Annotated in this window: 17 protein-coding genes; 11 read left to right on the top strand and 6 right to left on the bottom strand. The window is 42.9% G+C overall.

What is annotated here, in order from left to right; genetic code table 11:
• The first annotated feature begins 79 nt into the window (after window positions 1-79).
• Complete coding sequence (fdhD, locus tag OO184_RS10265; RefSeq protein WP_265379099.1) at window positions 80-910, top strand: formate dehydrogenase accessory sulfurtransferase FdhD; 831 nt, start codon at window positions 80-82, stop codon at window positions 908-910.
• A gap of 106 nt (window positions 911-1,016) precedes the next feature.
• On the opposite strand, the gene OO184_RS10260 is transcribed toward fdhD, so the two are convergent.
• A complete protein-coding gene (locus OO184_RS10260) occupies window positions 1,017-1,784 on the bottom strand; it encodes a transferase (protein WP_265379098.1) in 768 nt (255 codons plus the stop codon).
• Between the two features lie 829 nt (window positions 1,785-2,613).
• Here OO184_RS10260 and OO184_RS10255 point away from each other — a divergent pair.
• The gene (locus OO184_RS10255; RefSeq protein WP_265379097.1) at window positions 2,614-3,534 is read left to right on the top strand and encodes a carbohydrate kinase family protein; all 921 of its coding nucleotides are present in this window, start codon (window positions 2,614-2,616) and stop codon (window positions 3,532-3,534) included.
• 47 nt (window positions 3,535-3,581) lie between these two features.
• Window positions 3,582-4,799 carry an MFS transporter gene (locus OO184_RS10250; RefSeq protein ID WP_265379096.1) on the top strand — a complete coding sequence of 406 codons (1,218 nt, stop codon included), beginning with the start codon at window positions 3,582-3,584 and terminating at the stop codon, window positions 4,797-4,799.
• Here the strand turns inward: OO184_RS10250 and OO184_RS10245 are convergent.
• Window positions 4,796-5,461, bottom strand: coding sequence for a helix-turn-helix transcriptional regulator (locus OO184_RS10245; RefSeq protein WP_265379095.1), 666 nt, complete (start codon window positions 5,459-5,461; stop codon window positions 4,796-4,798). The genes OO184_RS10250 and OO184_RS10245 overlap by 4 nt on opposite strands.
• Window positions 5,462-5,555: 94 nt before the next feature.
• On the opposite strand from OO184_RS10245, the gene OO184_RS10240 reads away from it, so the two are divergent.
• Both OO184_RS10240 and fic read left to right on the top strand, forming a co-directional pair.
• Window positions 5,556-6,971 carry an MFS transporter gene (locus OO184_RS10240; RefSeq protein WP_265379094.1) on the top strand — a complete coding sequence of 472 codons (1,416 nt, stop codon included), beginning with the start codon at window positions 5,556-5,558 and terminating at the stop codon, window positions 6,969-6,971.
• Window positions 6,972-7,190: 219 nt separating this feature from the next.
• Complete coding sequence (gene fic, locus OO184_RS10235; RefSeq protein ID WP_265379093.1) at window positions 7,191-8,300, top strand: protein adenylyltransferase Fic; 1,110 nt, start codon at window positions 7,191-7,193, stop codon at window positions 8,298-8,300.
• A 320-nt stretch (window positions 8,301-8,620) separates the two neighbouring features.
• Here the strand turns inward: fic and OO184_RS10230 are convergent, their stop codons facing one another.
• On the bottom strand, window positions 8,621-9,484 hold the full coding sequence (locus tag OO184_RS10230) for a YicC/YloC family endoribonuclease (RefSeq protein WP_265379092.1): 864 nt from the start codon (window positions 9,482-9,484) through the stop codon (window positions 8,621-8,623).
• A gap of 126 nt (window positions 9,485-9,610) precedes the next feature.
• Between OO184_RS10230 and rph the strand changes: the two genes are divergently transcribed.
• A complete protein-coding gene (rph, locus tag OO184_RS10225; RefSeq protein WP_265379091.1) occupies window positions 9,611-10,339 on the top strand; it encodes a ribonuclease PH in 729 nt (242 codons plus the stop codon).
• 85 nt (window positions 10,340-10,424) lie between these two features.
• The gene (gene pyrE / locus OO184_RS10220) at window positions 10,425-11,066 is read left to right on the top strand and encodes an orotate phosphoribosyltransferase (RefSeq protein WP_265379090.1); all 642 of its coding nucleotides are present in this window, start codon (window positions 10,425-10,427) and stop codon (window positions 11,064-11,066) included.
• Between the two features lie 59 nt (window positions 11,067-11,125).
• On the opposite strand, the gene slmA is transcribed toward pyrE, so the two are convergent.
• From slmA to coaBC, 3 genes are all read right to left on the bottom strand, one after another.
• Complete coding sequence (gene slmA, locus OO184_RS10215; RefSeq protein WP_036778585.1) at window positions 11,126-11,725, bottom strand: nucleoid occlusion factor SlmA; 600 nt, start codon at window positions 11,723-11,725, stop codon at window positions 11,126-11,128.
• Between the two features lie 241 nt (window positions 11,726-11,966).
• Window positions 11,967-12,425 carry a dUTP diphosphatase gene (gene dut / locus OO184_RS10210; RefSeq protein ID WP_265379089.1) on the bottom strand — a complete coding sequence of 153 codons (459 nt, stop codon included), beginning with the start codon at window positions 12,423-12,425 and terminating at the stop codon, window positions 11,967-11,969.
• Entirely contained in the window at window positions 12,403-13,617 is a 1,215-nt protein-coding gene (gene coaBC / locus OO184_RS10205; protein WP_265379088.1) for a bifunctional phosphopantothenoylcysteine decarboxylase/phosphopantothenate--cysteine ligase CoaBC, read from the bottom strand. The genes dut and coaBC overlap by 23 nt, the downstream gene beginning before the upstream one ends.
• A gap of 200 nt (window positions 13,618-13,817) precedes the next feature.
• Here coaBC and radC point away from each other — a divergent pair, with 200 nt between their 5' ends.
• From radC to OO184_RS10185, 4 genes are all read left to right on the top strand, one after another.
• Window positions 13,818-14,510 carry a RadC family protein gene (gene radC, locus OO184_RS10200; protein ID WP_265379087.1) on the top strand — a complete coding sequence of 231 codons (693 nt, stop codon included), beginning with the start codon at window positions 13,818-13,820 and terminating at the stop codon, window positions 14,508-14,510.
• 240 nt (window positions 14,511-14,750) lie between these two features.
• Window positions 14,751-14,987: a 50S ribosomal protein L28 gene (gene rpmB, locus OO184_RS10195; protein ID WP_011148921.1), complete on the top strand. Its 237-nt coding sequence runs from the start codon at window positions 14,751-14,753 to the stop codon at window positions 14,985-14,987.
• Between the two features lie 11 nt (window positions 14,988-14,998).
• Window positions 14,999-15,166 (top strand): 50S ribosomal protein L33, encoded by a 168-nt coding sequence (gene rpmG, locus OO184_RS10190; protein WP_010847629.1) that lies wholly within the window; start codon window positions 14,999-15,001, stop codon window positions 15,164-15,166.
• Between the two features lie 174 nt (window positions 15,167-15,340).
• Entirely contained in the window at window positions 15,341-16,462 is a 1,122-nt protein-coding gene (locus tag OO184_RS10185; protein ID WP_265379086.1) for a glycosyltransferase family 4 protein, read from the top strand.
• Window positions 16,463-16,565 lie beyond the last annotated feature (103 nt).

The raw sequence follows: 16,565 nt of genomic DNA, 5'->3' as shown, positions 1-16,565 counted from the left end.
AGATTTATTGCCTGACAAATAGTATAGACTCTTTTTTCCACACAATTATTGTGTCGTAACACTATTAGGAATTCATCTAATGTATAACGTAAAATCAGAGAAGTTGTTACCATTTGGTGTGATTGAGGGGGTAAAACGAACGAACGTGCAACAAAAACACCATCCTGACATATTAAAAGCTGATTGGATGGCAGAAGAAGTTCCTGTTGCTTTAGTTTACAACGGTATTTCGCATGTCGTAATGATGGCAAGTCCTAAAGATCTCGAATATTTCGCTATTGGGTTTTCGCTCTCTGAAAGCATCATTGAATCTCAACACGAGATTCGCGGCATTGATATTATTCCTAATTGTAACGGCGGCATTGAGTTGCAAATAGAACTTTCTAGCCGTCGTTTTGCCGGTTTGCAGGAACGCAGGCGTAATCTGGCTGGACGAACAGGTTGTGGCATCTGCGGAGCAGAACAACTTGCTGATATTTTTCGCCCGATTCCCCCACTGCCTTTCACTCAAACCTTTTCATTAAACCACCTTGATTATGCTCTCTCTCAACTGACTAACGTCCAAGATATTGGTGCATTGACAGGTTGCACTCATGCCGCAAGTTGGATCAATCCAGAAGGTAAATTATTGGGGGGATGTGAGGATGTAGGTCGTCACGTTGCACTGGATAAAATGTTAGGCATGAAGGCAAAAACAGGCTGGCAGCAAGGTGCTGCTATGGTATCCAGCCGTGCCAGTTATGAGATGGTACAAAAATCAGCCATCTGTGGCGTTGAAATTTTGTTTGCTGTTTCAGCAGCAACTTCGTTGGCGGTAGAAATTGCTGACCGATGTCATTTAACCTTGGTTGGTTTTTGTAAACCCGGTAAAGCGACGATTTATACCCATGCTGAGAGATTAATAAGTTAAATGAGACAAAAATATGCAATATCAAGAACACTCGTATTCCCTATGGTGATTAAGATGAAAATAAATTTTCATCTTAATCAACAGAGGTTATAGCAATAATACTAAATCACTCATACAAGTTGTGAAACATCCATAAGTTGGGCTCAATGTAATAACCCATTTGTTGTTGTATATCCACCTCTAGCGGTACTAAACCTCCAGGAATAATATACTGCCCACTTTGCGGAAATTTCATTCCTGTCCATTCTTGCCATTGATTGAGCGTGTCATTTATACACATTGAGTGCATAGCAGGTCGAATAATCTTTGCTCCCAGGCGCCAATGTGTCCGAATCCAGGGATCAAAAGGTTCATTGTTGTCATTTTTCCATCCACAGTATTGTACAAAATCCTGCAATGGATAATTTTGTTTCAACGTCGGCCTGACAGGAACAACTAACCCTTCCATCCCGGCATCAATAGCCGCTTGCTTTAAGCTGCCAATAAGTAATGCTGGTAAATTCTTGCCGCGAAATTCAGGAGATATCGTTACCGACAGTGCCGACAACATTTTTTTTACGGCTTTTCCTCGAGCAGCTATACCTCTGCGAAAAACTTCATCCCAAGCATTATCCGGCAGTTGCTCTAATGAAGCGTTTTCCCAAGGGAAAGGCACTGAATGAGCAGTGCCAATTAATTCCTGCTCTTCTCCTTGCTGCAAAATAGCAAATTGTTGGAATTGGCTGAAATCTGGCTCGAATAATTCATCCCAGTATTCATCATCTGCTGAAGAATTCTGCATGAATAAAGGCCAGTATTTGTAAAGAATCTCACCAGCGTCGCCTTTCAAATCAGGTCGTTGTTTTGCGGATTGAATAATGATGTGTTTTTTCAAAGTAGGATTTCCTGTAAAGATAATTTATAAGATTGATAAGTTCTTCATTAATAATATCTATGGATATAAATATTATTATTTAATTAATCGTTAATAAGAACCGATCAAATAAATTTTATATTTATGATTAATTGCTTAACTTAAGTTTTTATTTATCATGAAAAATATTTATCTTACACTGAAAATACAATAAAATCGACTCACTGTTTGTCCCTATAAGGCTATTTTACTTGCCGTTGTTTATTATAAAAGTGTGCTTGGGAAGTAATTAGATAAAAATATTATCTTTTGACTACATTCCATATTTAAATACGGTCGGATGGAAAAATGCGAATATTTTCATCGATTAAATAACTTTTTATAATATTGAGATACTTGGCTTCTTCATGATGCTAATTTTATGAGTTAATCAACTTTTTCTATGAGCTTTCATATATCTTGATAACAATGGTTATGTGTCATTATTTCACACGGGGATTGTCATCGTTCTATGACCGATAAATTTGATATCAATCACGTTGGTATCACATAATTGATACAGGTTGACTTTCATTGAACCCGATTAATGTTAAAGTATAAATACTTCTTATATATATGAATTCAGCAATAATTGCTGCAAGTTTTCTTTCCTAAGCGATTTATACCCTATGGATTTCAAGATGCATCGCGACGGCAAGGGAGCGAATCCCCGGGAGCATAGAGAACGATGTGACCGAGGTGAGTGAGTGCAGCCAACAAAGAGGCAACTTGAAAGATAACGGGTATATCTGTTTCTTTTCCAATTTGATGGGATTATGGCTGATATTTGGGCCGGTAGGAGGAGAGCCTGATGGCGGGTTTACTACCGATTACTGTAATTGGTGCGGCGGCGGGAGATATTGTTCTTAGTTTACCGAGGCTTCCCCGTAGTGGAGCAGATCAGGAAGCTAAAGAAATTGATCGACAGATTGGTGGTTCTGGCTTCAATGTTGCTCGGGCTTTGGTTCGCCTGCAAATCCCGGTGATTAATGGTATACCGGTTGGTAACGGATGCTGGGGAGAGCAGATAACCAAAGAGATGCAAGACCTTGGGCTTGAGGTTACATTGACCAATTCGTCTCTTGATAATGGCTGGTGTTTGGCGATGGTTGAACCGGACGGAGAAAGAAGTTTTGTCTCTGTGAGTGGTTGTGAGGTTGATTGGAGTAAGGCAATGCTCTCTTCGATTGTTTTGCCGGAAAGAGGGTATATCTACTCCAGTGGTTATGTTATGGCGGGTAAATCAACGGCGATTTTATGTGACTGGTTGCTGGCGTCACCATCCGGGCAGACGTTATTGCTGGATTTTGGTCCACGTTTACCAGAAATAGCTTCTACTTTTCTTGATGCATTGCCTGCTGACCGGACTATTCTGACACTGAACCGTGATGAAGTTGCTATATTGTGCGGAGAAGGTGATCCTGTCGTCCAGGCTAGCGGTTATTCCAGTAAAAGGAAAATCACTATTATCTGTCGGTTAGGTTCACAGGGGACATGGATATGTCTGCCTGATCGTGATCCAGAATATGTTGCTGCTTATAAGGTGAAAGTGGTGGATACCATCGGTGCTGGTGATGCTCATAGTGGTGGCATGCTTGCGGGATTATCGCAGGGAATGTCGCTAAGAGATGCTGTTGAATTTGGCAATCGTGTTGCTGCTATTGTCGTCAACCGTTCTGGTGCTGCTGGTGCACCAACAATAAAAGAACTAGAGGAGTTTGTGTTTGAATAATTATTTTCAGTCACTACGCCTCTTAGATTTTAAGGGGCGTAGTTAAAATGAGTGCATCACTTCCAGGTTGGAAACGCAAAACGGCTTTATTTTTATCAGCTCAAACAATTTCTTTGCTAGGTTCTTCCATTGTCCAGTTCTCTATCGTCTGGTATATCACCTTAAATACTTCATCGGGAGAGATGCTGGCTATTTCGGTACTTTGTGCATTTCTTCCACAGGTATTGATCTCTTTATTTGCGGGTGTTTGGGCGGATACTTATAACCGTAAGTTGCTCAGTATTGCCTCTGATGCGTTAATTGCATTAGTCACGCTTGGTTTGGCGATCTCTTTTATGCTTGGATTCAAGAGCATTGAGTTGTTATTTGTGGCGCTGATTGTCCGTTCATTGGGAACGGGTATCCAGACACCGGCAGTGAGTGCTATTATTCCGCAACTCGTCCCTAAAGAGAAATTACTGCGGGTTAATGGTATTAATACTTCTTTGACTTCACTGATGATGTTGGCATCTCCAGCTATCAGTGGTTTTTTGTACTCTCAGACTTCGATGGAAAATATTTTTTTAGTGGACGTAACGACTGCCATTATTGGCATTAGTATTGTTTCGTTTATTCCTATTCCCAAAATTGTTTCTAATTCCATGCCGGATAATAAATTTCAGGCAATTTTAGCGGGTTTCCGTTATCTGCAAGAGAATAAATTAATCAGAAATCTTTTGATTTTTCTGATTTGTGTCTGTTTTCTGATTAGTCCGGCGGCATTTTTGACACCTTTATTAGTTAATAGGACATTTGGTGAAGAGTCATGGCGTTTAGCCGTTAATGAAATGACATTTAGTGCCGGTGCGGTTTTAGGCGGATTGCTGATTTCTTTCTGGAGTGAGTATAAAAATAAAATGCGTATAACGGCGATTGCTTGCGCGTTTTTTGGCATATTTATGATTGCTCTTGGTAATGCCTATTGGTTCCCGCTTTATCTAGTAATCAACGTCTTTTTAGGCATAGTAACACCTTGTTTTAACGCACCGATAACCGCGGTTTTTCAGGAAAGAGTCGAACCTGAGATGATGGGCAGGGTGTTTAGTTTAGTTCAGATCGCTTTGTCCTGCTCTTTGCCATTAGGTATGGTGCTGTTTGGCCCAATTGCTGACTATATTAATATTCAATCTCTTTTAATGATATCTGGTGGATTGATATTACTGACTGGCGCGCTGTTTTTTATGTTTAACGGAGAAGGTAGCAGAGAAAGTAGCAGAGCAGTTTAATCCGGCTTAATGTTGCCAGTTATGCGATAAGCGCAGCGCCGTGAATTGGTGAGTATATACTCCACGCGTTCTACCTGAGCCTGGAGTATATCCCGAAATACGTTGAGTTCAGAGCGGCAAAAGCTTTGGCAGGTGGCAGCGGCAGCGCAAATTGGGCAATGATTTTCTACCAGCAAAATAGCGCCGTCTTCGGTAAATGACCATTGAGCCATGTAACCTTCACGGCATCTTATAGCAACCAGCCGTTCGACTCGTTCTTGTAGACTGGTTGCCCCATTCATTGCCTGCTGATAATTAATACGGGTTTCCTGCTCGCGAGTATCGATCAATAAATCTATTGCTTTCTCACCTAACTGTTTACGAATAGTGTTGAGTAATTGTACCGTCAGCTCAGCATGTGCATCCGGGAAATGATTATGACCTGCGGCTGTCAGGTGCCAAAGTTGTATTGGACGACCAACGCCTCGGGCTTCTGCAATAGCTTCCACCAGCCCTTCTTTGGCTAACTTCACAAACTGTTGCCGGGCAGCTTCCCCGGTTGTGCCTAGTATTTTTCCGGCGTCGGAAGCTTGTTGAGGACCACGGGTTTTCAATAACATCAGTAACTTTTCACCGACTGATTGTGTCATGTTTGTGCTATTTTCAAAGCATTTTCTTGACATATTGCCTCTCCCCGTCTTAATTTATTCCAAGATAATTCTTGTTTAATTTAACGTAAGACTCATATTAACTCAATGCTAATGCAGGATAATGACTGTGATAACAAACGATGAAAGCCGCTGGAGCGATTTGTTCTCCGGTAAAAATGCGGCCAGTGCTCTGGTTTTATCGCTAGGCGTTGCACTACATGCGATTAATATCTTAATTGTCACCACTATCTTACCTTCGGTGGTACAGGATATTGGGGGTTTGAACCTTTATGCTTGGAATACGACGCTGTTCGTCGTTGCTTCTATTATTGGTTCAGTATTATCTGCGTGTCTGCTTAATGCACAGGGAGCACGTAATGCTTATCTGGTTGCTGCGCTATTGTTCTTCTTTGGCAGCTTGTTATGCGCACTTGCCCCAACAATGGGGGTAATGCTTATCGGGCGAACTGTTCAAGGCTTTGGCGGTGGACTACTGTTTGCACTCTCCTATGCCATGATCAATCTGGTATTTGAACAGGCGCTTTGGCCGCGGGCAATGGCTCTGACATCCGGTATGTGGGGAGTTGCGACGTTAGTTGGCCCTGCTGTGGGCGGTATTTTTGCTGAGATGCATGCCTGGCGTTATGCCTTTGGCATCATGCTGCCAATAATGCTGTTGTATGCGGTCTTCACTTGTTTAACTTTGCCGAAAGGTAAACTTCAGGAGCGGAATAAAACAGCATTACCATTGGTACAGCTAGTTCTGTTAGCGGGAGCAGTATTGATGGTTTCTGCTGGTAGCGCATCCGAAAATGTGAAGCTGAATTTTGCAGGAATTATGCTGGCATTAGTATTAATAATATTGCTAATTTGTCACGAACGGCGTTCTGTTATACGCCTATTGCCTCATGGCGCATTGCATTTTGGATCACCTCATGCGGTGTTATTTGCCACGATTTCATTATTGGTGGTTGGCATGACCAGTGAAGTATTTGTTCCATATTTCCTGCAAATATTGCATGGTCAGTCACCGCTAATTTCTGGTTATATGGCTGCGGCAATGGCAGCCGGTTGGACAATTGCCGAGATAATCAGTGCGGGTTGGCGTGGAGCGGGTATACGTCGGGCAATTATCAGCGGGCCAATATTGGTATTAATCGGTATGCTGATTCTGTCGTTGATATTATCACAGCCTTCAGTTGGACATTGGCAAGTAATGATGCCTATTGTGATTGCATTGACTTTGGTGGGATTTGGTATCGGTTTTGGCTGGCCGCATTTACTCACTCGCATATTACAGGTTTCGTCAGATGGGGATAAAGATATTGCTGGCGCTTCAATTACAACCGTGCAGCTATTCGCTACTGCTTTTGGTGCCGCATTGGCGGGGATGGTGGTGAACCTTTCAGGATTTAACGAACCTGGTGGTGTAACGGGAACTGCTTCTGCCGCACACTGGTTATTCCTGTTATTTGCTATCGCACCATTGCTGGCGCTGTTTACGGCGTGGAGAGCAGCGAAGATTAGGTTAGTGGCTGAGTAGTTCTGTTTTTTGGTGTAAAAAATAGCTCATGATATCGACGTTTGTTGATGACACGTCGATATTTTCTTGTTTTTTCGACACATGGTTTCCATATGTCGACATGATCGACATATCGCTAACACGTGTCGAAATTTTTCGATTTTATCGACATGAAATCTTTGTGTGTCGATGTCGTCAACATATACACGCAACGTGTCGAAAAAAATAGGAAATATAAACATGACATGGCAGCCCGATGCGCCTTTTAATGCTATTCCCTTATTGCCGCCAACCATAAAGATGATGGAATCCATAGCAGTATTAAAAGCCTGTATACCTGCCAGAGCTGCACTGGCTGAGCTTAAGCAAGTTGGTGAATTGTTGCCTAATCAGAGGTTACTCATTAACTTGTTGCCACTGCTGGAAGCAAAAGACAGCTCAGAAATCGAAAATCTTGTTACGACTTCAGACAAACTGTTCCAATATGCACAAGAAGACAGTCTGGCTGATCCTGCAACGCAAGAAGTACTACGCTACCGTACTGCACTGTATGAAGGGTTCATACAATTAACTCGACGGCCACTATGCACGAATACAGCGATTGAAGTTTGTAGCCGACTAAAAGCTGTTGATATGAATATTCGCAAAGTTCCTGGTACAACGCTTAGTAATCAAGCAACGGGTGAGATTATTTATACGCCGCCAGAGGGAGAATCTCAGATACGTGATTTACTCAGCAATTGGGAGCAATTTCTTCATGCAGAAGATGGAATCGACCCATTAATCAAGATGGCTATTGCTCACTACCAGTTTGAGGCTATTCATCCATTTACTGATGGCAATGGACGTACCGGTCGTATCATGAATATTCTCTATCTTATTGAACAACAGCTTTTGACATTGCCAATTCTTTATTTAAGTCGCCACATTGTACAACATAAGCGTGATTATTATCGGCTACTTTCCCAAGTTACCGCTGCTGGCAAATGGGAAGAGTGGATTATCTATATGTTAACCGCAGTAGAGCAAACTGCTAAATGGACTACGGATAAAATTGCTGCGGTAAGAGAACTGATTGAACATACCAGTGAGTATATAAAGCAAAGCCTGCCTAAAATTTATAGCCATGAGCTGGTACAGGTGATATTTGAACAACCTTACTGCCGTATTAGTAATTTGGTTGAGTGTGATATTGCTAAACGTCAAACTGCTTCGGTTTATTTAAAGCAGTTGTGTGATATTGGAGTATTACAAGAAATTCAGGCCGGGAAAGAAAAGTTATTTGTTCACCCTAAATTGGTGCAGTTAATGACCAAGGATAGTAATAAATTGAGTTATTACACAGTTTGAAAAGCATTTGGATCAAATTTATTAAAAAATTTTGTGAATAACTGGTAAATAAACTGCGCATTATTTAATCAGCCAAAAGGATGAAGCATCAATAGTGGAACTGCTATAGCTGTACAAATTTTACAATTAGCACAGGTATAGTTTGTTCTGTCCGGGTTCTTAGCAAAGATTCTTCATTCCTTTATCCATGTTCGAATTGGTATGTCTGTGAATTTTCCTCTATATCCATCTGCGTTTCGAAGGGTGTACTTAAAACCTGATAAGTGCTCTTTTAAGTACACCAGAAACATGCGTTGGATTTTATGAGTCAATATGAAAATTTACTCAATATTCTGAATCTGCTCCCTCATCTGCTCGATTAGCACCTTCAATTCAATAGCGGAGTTAGTGATGTCGGCATTGATAGATTTGGAGGCAAGCGTATTAGATTCGCGGTTAAATTCCTGCATCATAAAATCCAGGCGGCGGCCGACAGCTTCTTTTTTCTTTAGAATATTACGGGTTTCTTTGACGTGGGCATCAAGGCGATCTAACTCTTCTGCCACATCAAGACGTTGAGCCAGTAAAACCAACTCTTGCTCAAGACGGTTATTTTCAAGCTGTACCTGTGCTTCTTCCAGTTTGGTTTGCAGGCGTTCCCGTTGCCATTGCATGATTTCAGGCATCTGTTGGCGAACTTTACTGACTTCTTCGGTCACCGCGTCCAAACGTTGTTCAATCATAATTTTAAGTGCATTGCCTTCGGCTTCACGGCTTTGAATAAAGGCATCCAGCGCTATATCCAGCTCTTTCAACAATTGAGTGTTGATAGCATCTAAGTCTTGCTCTTCTGCTGCCATAACGCCAGGCCAACGCAGAATATCAACAGGGTTGATTTCACCTTCGTTGCTCTGTTGTTTGACCCAACTCGCCGCATTGACTAGCTGTTTTGCTAAAGTTTCATTCAGGATAAGTTCGCCTTGAGCGCGTGAGTCCAGTTCAAAACGTAGGTTGCACTCAACTTTTCCGCGAGTCAGACGGGAACGAATCCGTTCACGAATCACCGGTTCCAAGCTTCTGAATTGTTCTGGTAGGCGGATATAGGTTTCTAAATAACGCTGATTAACGGAGCGTAGTTCCCAAGCTGCATTTCCCCATTCACTTTTAATATCTCGCCGTGCAAAAGCAGTCATACTACGGATCATGATTCGTTCCCAATTTAAACAAAAGATTAAGAGATTATAACGCTCGTTGTAGATGCAGGATAGGAATTAGCCCTGTTAGGCCGTATAATGCGCCCCCAATAATGATTTAACAACGGAGATAACACTATGCGCCCAACAGGAAGAGCGGCAGAACAAGTGCGTCCTATCACTATAACCCGTCATTATACTAAGCACGCGGAAGGTTCGGTTTTAGTAGAGTTTGGGGACACCAAAGTGTTATGTAATGCCTCCGTTGAAGAAGGGGTTCCCCGCTTCTTGAAAGGTCAGGGGCAGGGTTGGGTGACGGCGGAATATGGCATGTTACCGCGTTCTACTCATACCCGAAATGCTCGTGAAGCAGCTAAAGGCAAACAGGGCGGCCGGACGATGGAAATTCAGCGTTTAATTGCCCGTTCGCTACGCGCCGCTGTTGATCTGAAAAAACTGGGTGAATACACCATTACACTGGATTGTGATGTTATTCAGGCTGATGGCGGTACCCGTACAGCTTCTATTTCTGGTGCTTGTGTCGCGCTAGCTGATGCGTTGAATAAAATGGTTGCAGCAGGCAAGCTGAAAGTGAGTCCTCTGAAATCAATGGTTGCTGCGGTCTCTGTTGGCATCGTAGATGGTGAAGGCCGTTGTGATCTGGAATATGTGGAAGATTCCGCCGCTGAAACTGATATGAATGTCGTGATGATGGAAGATGGCCGGATGATTGAAGTGCAAGGCACTGCGGAAGGCGAGCCATTTAGTCATGATGAGTTGTTATCCTTATTGGCCCTTGCCAAGGGGGGATTAGAGGATATTTTTGCAGCGCAGAGAAATGCGTTAGAACAAAATGCATTAAAATAATAAGTTGATCAGGCGACGTAATAGTCGCCTTTTTTATGCCTGTTGTATGGCGGATAACCATGACTAAGAGAAAGGAGAGACACCAATGAAAGCCTATCAGCGCGAATTTATCGAGCTTGCGCTAAAAAAACAGGTACTGAAATTTGGGGAATTCACCCTGAAATCAGGACGTAAAAGCCCATATTTTTTTAATGCCGGGCTGTTTAATACTGGGCGTGATTTGGCGTTAATCGGGCGTTTTTATGCAGCAGCATTGTTGGATAGCGGTATTCAGTGCGATTTGTTATTCGGACCCGCGTACAAGGGTATTCCAATTGCAGCGACAACGGCAGTCGCACTAGCAGAGCATCATGATATTGATATGCCATATTGCTTTAACCGTAAGGAAGCTAAAGATCATGGCGAAGGCGGTACTTTGGTTGGTAGCCCACTTAAAGGCAATGTTGTTCTGGTTGATGATGTTATTACCGCAGGTACAGCTATCCGTGAATCGATGCAGATTATCAAGCAGCATAATGCGACGCTTGCCGGCGTAATGATTTGTCTTGATCGTCAGGAACGTGGGAATGGTGAAATCTCGGCAATTCAGGAAGTGGAAAGAGATTATGGCTGCAAAGTGTTTTCTATCATTACTTTGAATGACTTGATTAATTATTTGAGTGGTCAACCAGAGATGAAAGATCATCTGGATGCAGTAAAAGCCTATCGTGCGCAGTACGGTATCTGATAGATAAGCTTTAAAAAAAGCCCTCGCCCAATAACGGGCGGGGTGAGTAGTAGAATAACTTATTGTAGCTGAGCCAATAATAATGGCCAGCGCGCTTCAAATTCCTGTGTTGGACGATAGTGGAACTCAGAGCGTACAAAACGTGATAGCATCCCTTCACAAAATGCGAGTAATTGAGAAGCTAATAACGACTCATCATAACTGAAACCTTGCCCATCACGTAATTTTTTCTCTTTTAAAACTTGACGGATCTGTACTTCAATTCGTTCAAATAACTGATTTATGCGCCCTTGCAGCCGGTTTTGTTCAAACATTAGAGCATGGCCTGTCATGATGCGGGTCAGACCTGGATTTTTTTCTGAAAAACCCAGAATCAGGATCAATATCAGGCGAATACGAGTCGTGGTATCTTTCTCGTCTTGCAGAATCAGGTTAATCCGTGAAATTAATGAGTCTTCAATGAACTCAATCAAGCTGTCAAACATCCGGGTTTTACTAGGAAAATGCCGGTATAGGGCAGCTTCGGAAACGCCCACGTTAGCGGCCAGTTTAGCGGTAGTGATTCGATGGCTACCATCGCTGGATTGCAACATATGCGCCAGCGCTTGCAAGATCTCCTCGCGTCTGTTTCTTTTCTTCGTATTTTCGTTTTCTGCCATGTCTGACAAGACCTTTGTTAAGAACAGCAAAACAAATAAAATCAGTAATTCTTTGCTCAACGGTGTTTTGAGCAAAGAATATGATAATGGGTTATACCCGTCATCTTTCAAGTTGCCTCTTTGTTGGCTGCACTCGCTCACCCCGGTCACATAGTTATCTATGCTCCCGGGGATTCACTCCCTTGCCGCCGCGATGCATCTTGAAATCCATAGGGTATAAACGGTATGGTCTTACAGAGATTTATTGGCGACCGGAATGACCAAAACCACCGCTGCCTCTTTCGCTGGTTTCAAAATCTTCTACCAGATTGAATTCAGCCTGGACGACGGGTACAAAAACCATCTGAGCGATACGTTCGCCTGGCTGGATAGTGAAAGCTTTATCACCACGATTCCAGACGGAAACCATTAGCTGACCTTGGTAATCAGAATCGATCAAACCCACCAGATTACCCAGAACGACGCCATGTTTATGTCCAAGGCCTGAACGGGGCAGAATAACGGCGGCCAATTGTTCATCGCCAATATGAATAGCAAGCCCGGTTGGAAGTAGTTCTGTTTGGCCTGGGGCCAGTTCTACCGCATTGTCCAGGCAAGCCCGCAAATCTAAACCTGCGGAGCCTGGCGTGGCGTAAGTTGGCAAAGGAAATTCCTTCCCGATACGTGGGTCAAGAATTTTAACGTCGATTTTTTTCATCATAGCGTCTGACTATCTCGTCTAATAAATGGTGGCTAAGTAATAACTTATTACTATGAGGTAAGCGGATTTCTCCCTCATGCCAGAACAAATGTAATGCATTAGTATCACTGTTAAAGCCGTGGCCGGTAAGCGATACATCATTTGCACAAATCAGATCCAAATGTTTTTGGTTCAGTTTTTTTCGTGCGTATTCTTCCACATTCTGGGTTTCAGCCGCAAACCCAACCACAAAAGGGCGGTTTTCTTGCATTGCTGCTACATTGGCAACAATATCCGGGTTTTTGATCAGGGTAAAAGTGATCTCATCACCCTGTTTTTTGATTTTTTCATCGGCAATCTGTTTCGCGCGATAGTCTGCAACCGCCGCACAACCAATGAAGATATTCTGTGAACCCGCAACTGCCTGTACTTGCTCATTCATTTCCAGGGCGCTGGTGACGTCGATTCGTTTGACTCCCGGTGGTGTCGGTAAATTAACGGGACCAGTGATAAGGGTGACTTCTGCACCACGTGTTGCCGCAGCTTGGGCGATAGCAAACCCCATTTTGCCGGAGCTGTGGTTGCTGATAAAGCGGACGGGATCTAGTGCTTCACGGGTTGGTCCAGCGGTGATAGCAAGTTTTAGGTGGGCTAAGTCCCGATTGGTTTGAAAATGTTGCTCAGCGAGTTCGACAATCGCCAAGGGATCTAGCATTCTGCCGGGACCAACGTCACCACAAGCTTGGCTGCCGTTGTCCGGTCCCCACAGGAGAACGCCTCGTTCTTCAAGGCGCTTGAGATTATGTTGTGTTGCCTGAGCTAGAAACATTTGTTGATTCATTGCGGGTGCCGCGGCAATTGGGGCGGAGGAGGCCAAACAGACAGTTGTCACGAGATCATTTGCCATACCGACTACCAAGCGAGCCAGTAAATCAGCGGTAGCAGGGGCGAGAATAATCAGATCAGCCCACTTGCCAAGCTCAATATGCCCCATCGCCGCTTCTGCGGCCGGATCTAACAAGTCATCGGAAACGGGATAACCAGAAACCGCCTGCAACGTCATTGGTGTAATAAACGCTTCTGCTGCTGGTGTCATCACTACACGTACTTGTGCGCCGCGATCACGCAGGCGACGTACCAGCTCGGGAGTTTTGTAAGCGGCTATCCCTCCGCTGATACCAAGCACAATCTGTTTGCCGGAAAGTCCTGCCATCGTGATTGTCCGAATATTAAGTTGCAAGGGGCCAAGATTTTATCACAAGAGATTACAGAGTTGAGCAGAGTCTGAGCTTTGATGGTAAAAAAGAATAAGTTTGCGAGCGGCTACGCAGCTCTTGAATATGATATTCGCCCTTATATTTAAGGCATGGAATACTGTTTGTATCAGGTGAAATCGAACAGGGAGATGAATATATGGTAGTTGATATCGCTGAAAATACAGGAGAAGTATATTCAAATCTAGCTCCCAGAGAAAAATTACTGGCTTATGGTTCGGTTTCTCTGACAGATGCTGAGTTACTGGCTATTTTCTTACGTACCGGGACCAGAGGACTTCCTGTTTTACGAATGGCTGAATTTCTACTGAAAGAATTTGGGTCTTTGTACCATTTACTCTCTGCTGATTATGACACTTTTTGTTCTCATAAAGGGATGGGATTAGCCAAGTATGCACAATTACAGGCTATTGCAGAACTGGCAAAGCGTTTTTTTTCCAGCCAGTTCATACATGAGGATATTATGAGTAGTCCAAGTGTGACTCAAGAGTATTTGCAAAATCTATTATCGGGGCGTGATCGGGAAATATTTGTTGTGTTGTTTCTCAATAATCAAAATAGAGTTATCTGTCATGAGGAGATGTTTAAAGGCACAATCAATAAAGTTGAAGTTCATCCTCGTGAAATTGTCCGATCGGCGATAAAGGTGAATGCTTCATCCGTTATTTTGGCCCATAATCATCCATCAGGTCATGCAGAGCCAAGTTTGGCAGATAAGATTGTTACAGATAAAGTGATTGATGCCTGTAATTTGGTTGGTGTAAAAGTGCTGGATCATCTAGTTATTGGCCGGCAATGTTGTGTCTCATTTGCTGAGCGAGGATGGATTTAAGCTAATTTTTTCAAGATCCTTGTGGATCTTTGGTTGTGCGGGACTTGAGCGTCAGCGATTGAGGGCGTATACTACGCCACCTTTGAGGATCTTTGGTTTGGCGAGAAGAGCCTATCTCAGCACATTTTCTGAGTAAATGTGAGTCTTTTCAGTAGAATTTGCTGAGATGGGCTCCTAAGCCTGACGAGGCGGCCATACCCAATACAAAGCTCGAGCTGATTTGATTTTTGGAGAATAGACATGTCCCGAGTCTGCCAAGTTACTGGCAAACGCCCGATGAGTGGTAATAACCGCTCTCATGCATTGAATGCGACTAAGCGTCGTTTTCTGCCTAACCTGCATTCCCACCGTTTCTGGGTTGAGTCCGAGAAGCGCTTTGTAACTCTGCGTGTATCTGTTAAAGGTATGCGTGTGATTGATAAGAAGGGTATCGATGCAGTTTTGGCTGAGCTTCGTACCCGCGGTGAGAAGTACTAAGGAGCTGAAAAATGGCTAAAGGTATTCGCGATAAAATTAAGCTGGTTTCTTCTGCTGGTACTGGTCACTTCTATACCACTACGAAGAACAAGCGTACTATGCCTGAGAAACTGGAAATGAAAAAATTTGATCCAGTTGTTCGTCAGCATGTTATGTATAAAGAAGCCAAGATTAAATAAAATTTTGGTTGATTTGATAAAAACCCGGCCTAGGCCGGGTTTTTTGTTGTCTGAAAAGTTTTAACCGATATTCACTGATTCTTCTCTGCATTTCATATATATCCTGTTATTCGTAGACGTAAGATGTTGTTTCGCTATACTAACGCCTTCCGGTAGGCTGGATATGAAACCGAAATGGCTAAAGAAAAACTAAATATTTTACATACGGAATCTTCTTGTGGTTGGGGTGGTCAGGAAATCCGTATTCTGACGGAATCCCAAGGAATGATAAAACGTGGACACAACGTGGTTATTGTCTGTTGTCCTAGTTCGAATATCTACCGTGAAGCAAAATCTTATGGTGTGCCGGCAGTAGCTCTGCCTATTGAGAAAAAGCGGCTGTCCTGCTTTCTTGCTATGCGTCATTGGTTGAAAAAAGAAGGCCGTCAATTTGACGTTATTAATACACATAGCTCGACAGATGCATGGTTGGTTGCTGCGGCTTGCACGACGTTAAGACATATGCCGCCAATGGTTAGAACCAGGCATGTTTCTACCCATGTTTCTAATTCAATATCAACCCGTTGGTTGTATCTGAGAGCATGCCGACATATTGCGACTACCGGTGAAAAACTACGCCAATATCTGCACACCAATAATCATTATCCATTACAACATATGACATCAGTGCCCACCGGCATCGATTTAGAGCGTTTCCGACCGGAAGATAAGAAAGTTTGCCGTCAGCGGATTGGAATTCAAGATAAACCGACATTAGGTGTCGTTGCGACCATGAGAACCTGGAAAGGGCATCGCTATCTGTTAGAAAGCTGGAAAGTTTTGCACCAGAAATATCCTGATTGGCAACTTTTGTTTGTTGGTGATGGTCCACAACGTAAATCATTGGAACCATTAGTAAAGCGGGAAGGTTTGTCGGACAGTGTCATTTTTTTAGGTAACCGTCAGGATGTTCCTGATTGTTTGAATGCGATGGATTTATTTGCATTACCTTCTTTTGGTAATGAAGGCGTGCCACAGGGCATTATGCAAGCAATGGCGTGTGGGATACCTGTTGTATCAACCTCCGTTGGCGCAATTGCCGAAGCGGTTGTTGATGGTGAAACAGGTTATATCGTGGAGCCCAGAAATACAGAGTTATTGACGAAAAGTTTAGATTTGTTGATTCATAATAATGAACTGCGCTTGCAATTCGGTCATTCTTCATTAAAGCGGGCAATGGCTTTATTTGGCATAGATAATATGTTGGATAAAATGGAAAATATCTTTTTTCACAGCATTAAAGGTAAAAAACGTTAACATTTTTTAAGATTTATTCTGGTCCTTATTCTTTGGTTTATGGTTTTGAGTAATATCAACGTATTGATATTAAATCACTTTGAGGTTGATTATTAGTTAAATC

Source organism: Photorhabdus aballayi, from assembly GCF_026153155.1.
Lineage (GTDB): Bacteria > Pseudomonadota > Gammaproteobacteria > Enterobacterales > Enterobacteriaceae > Photorhabdus > Photorhabdus luminescens.
Note: the sequence above shows the minus strand (reverse complement) of the source record. Positions and strands in the feature narration are given on the sequence as shown.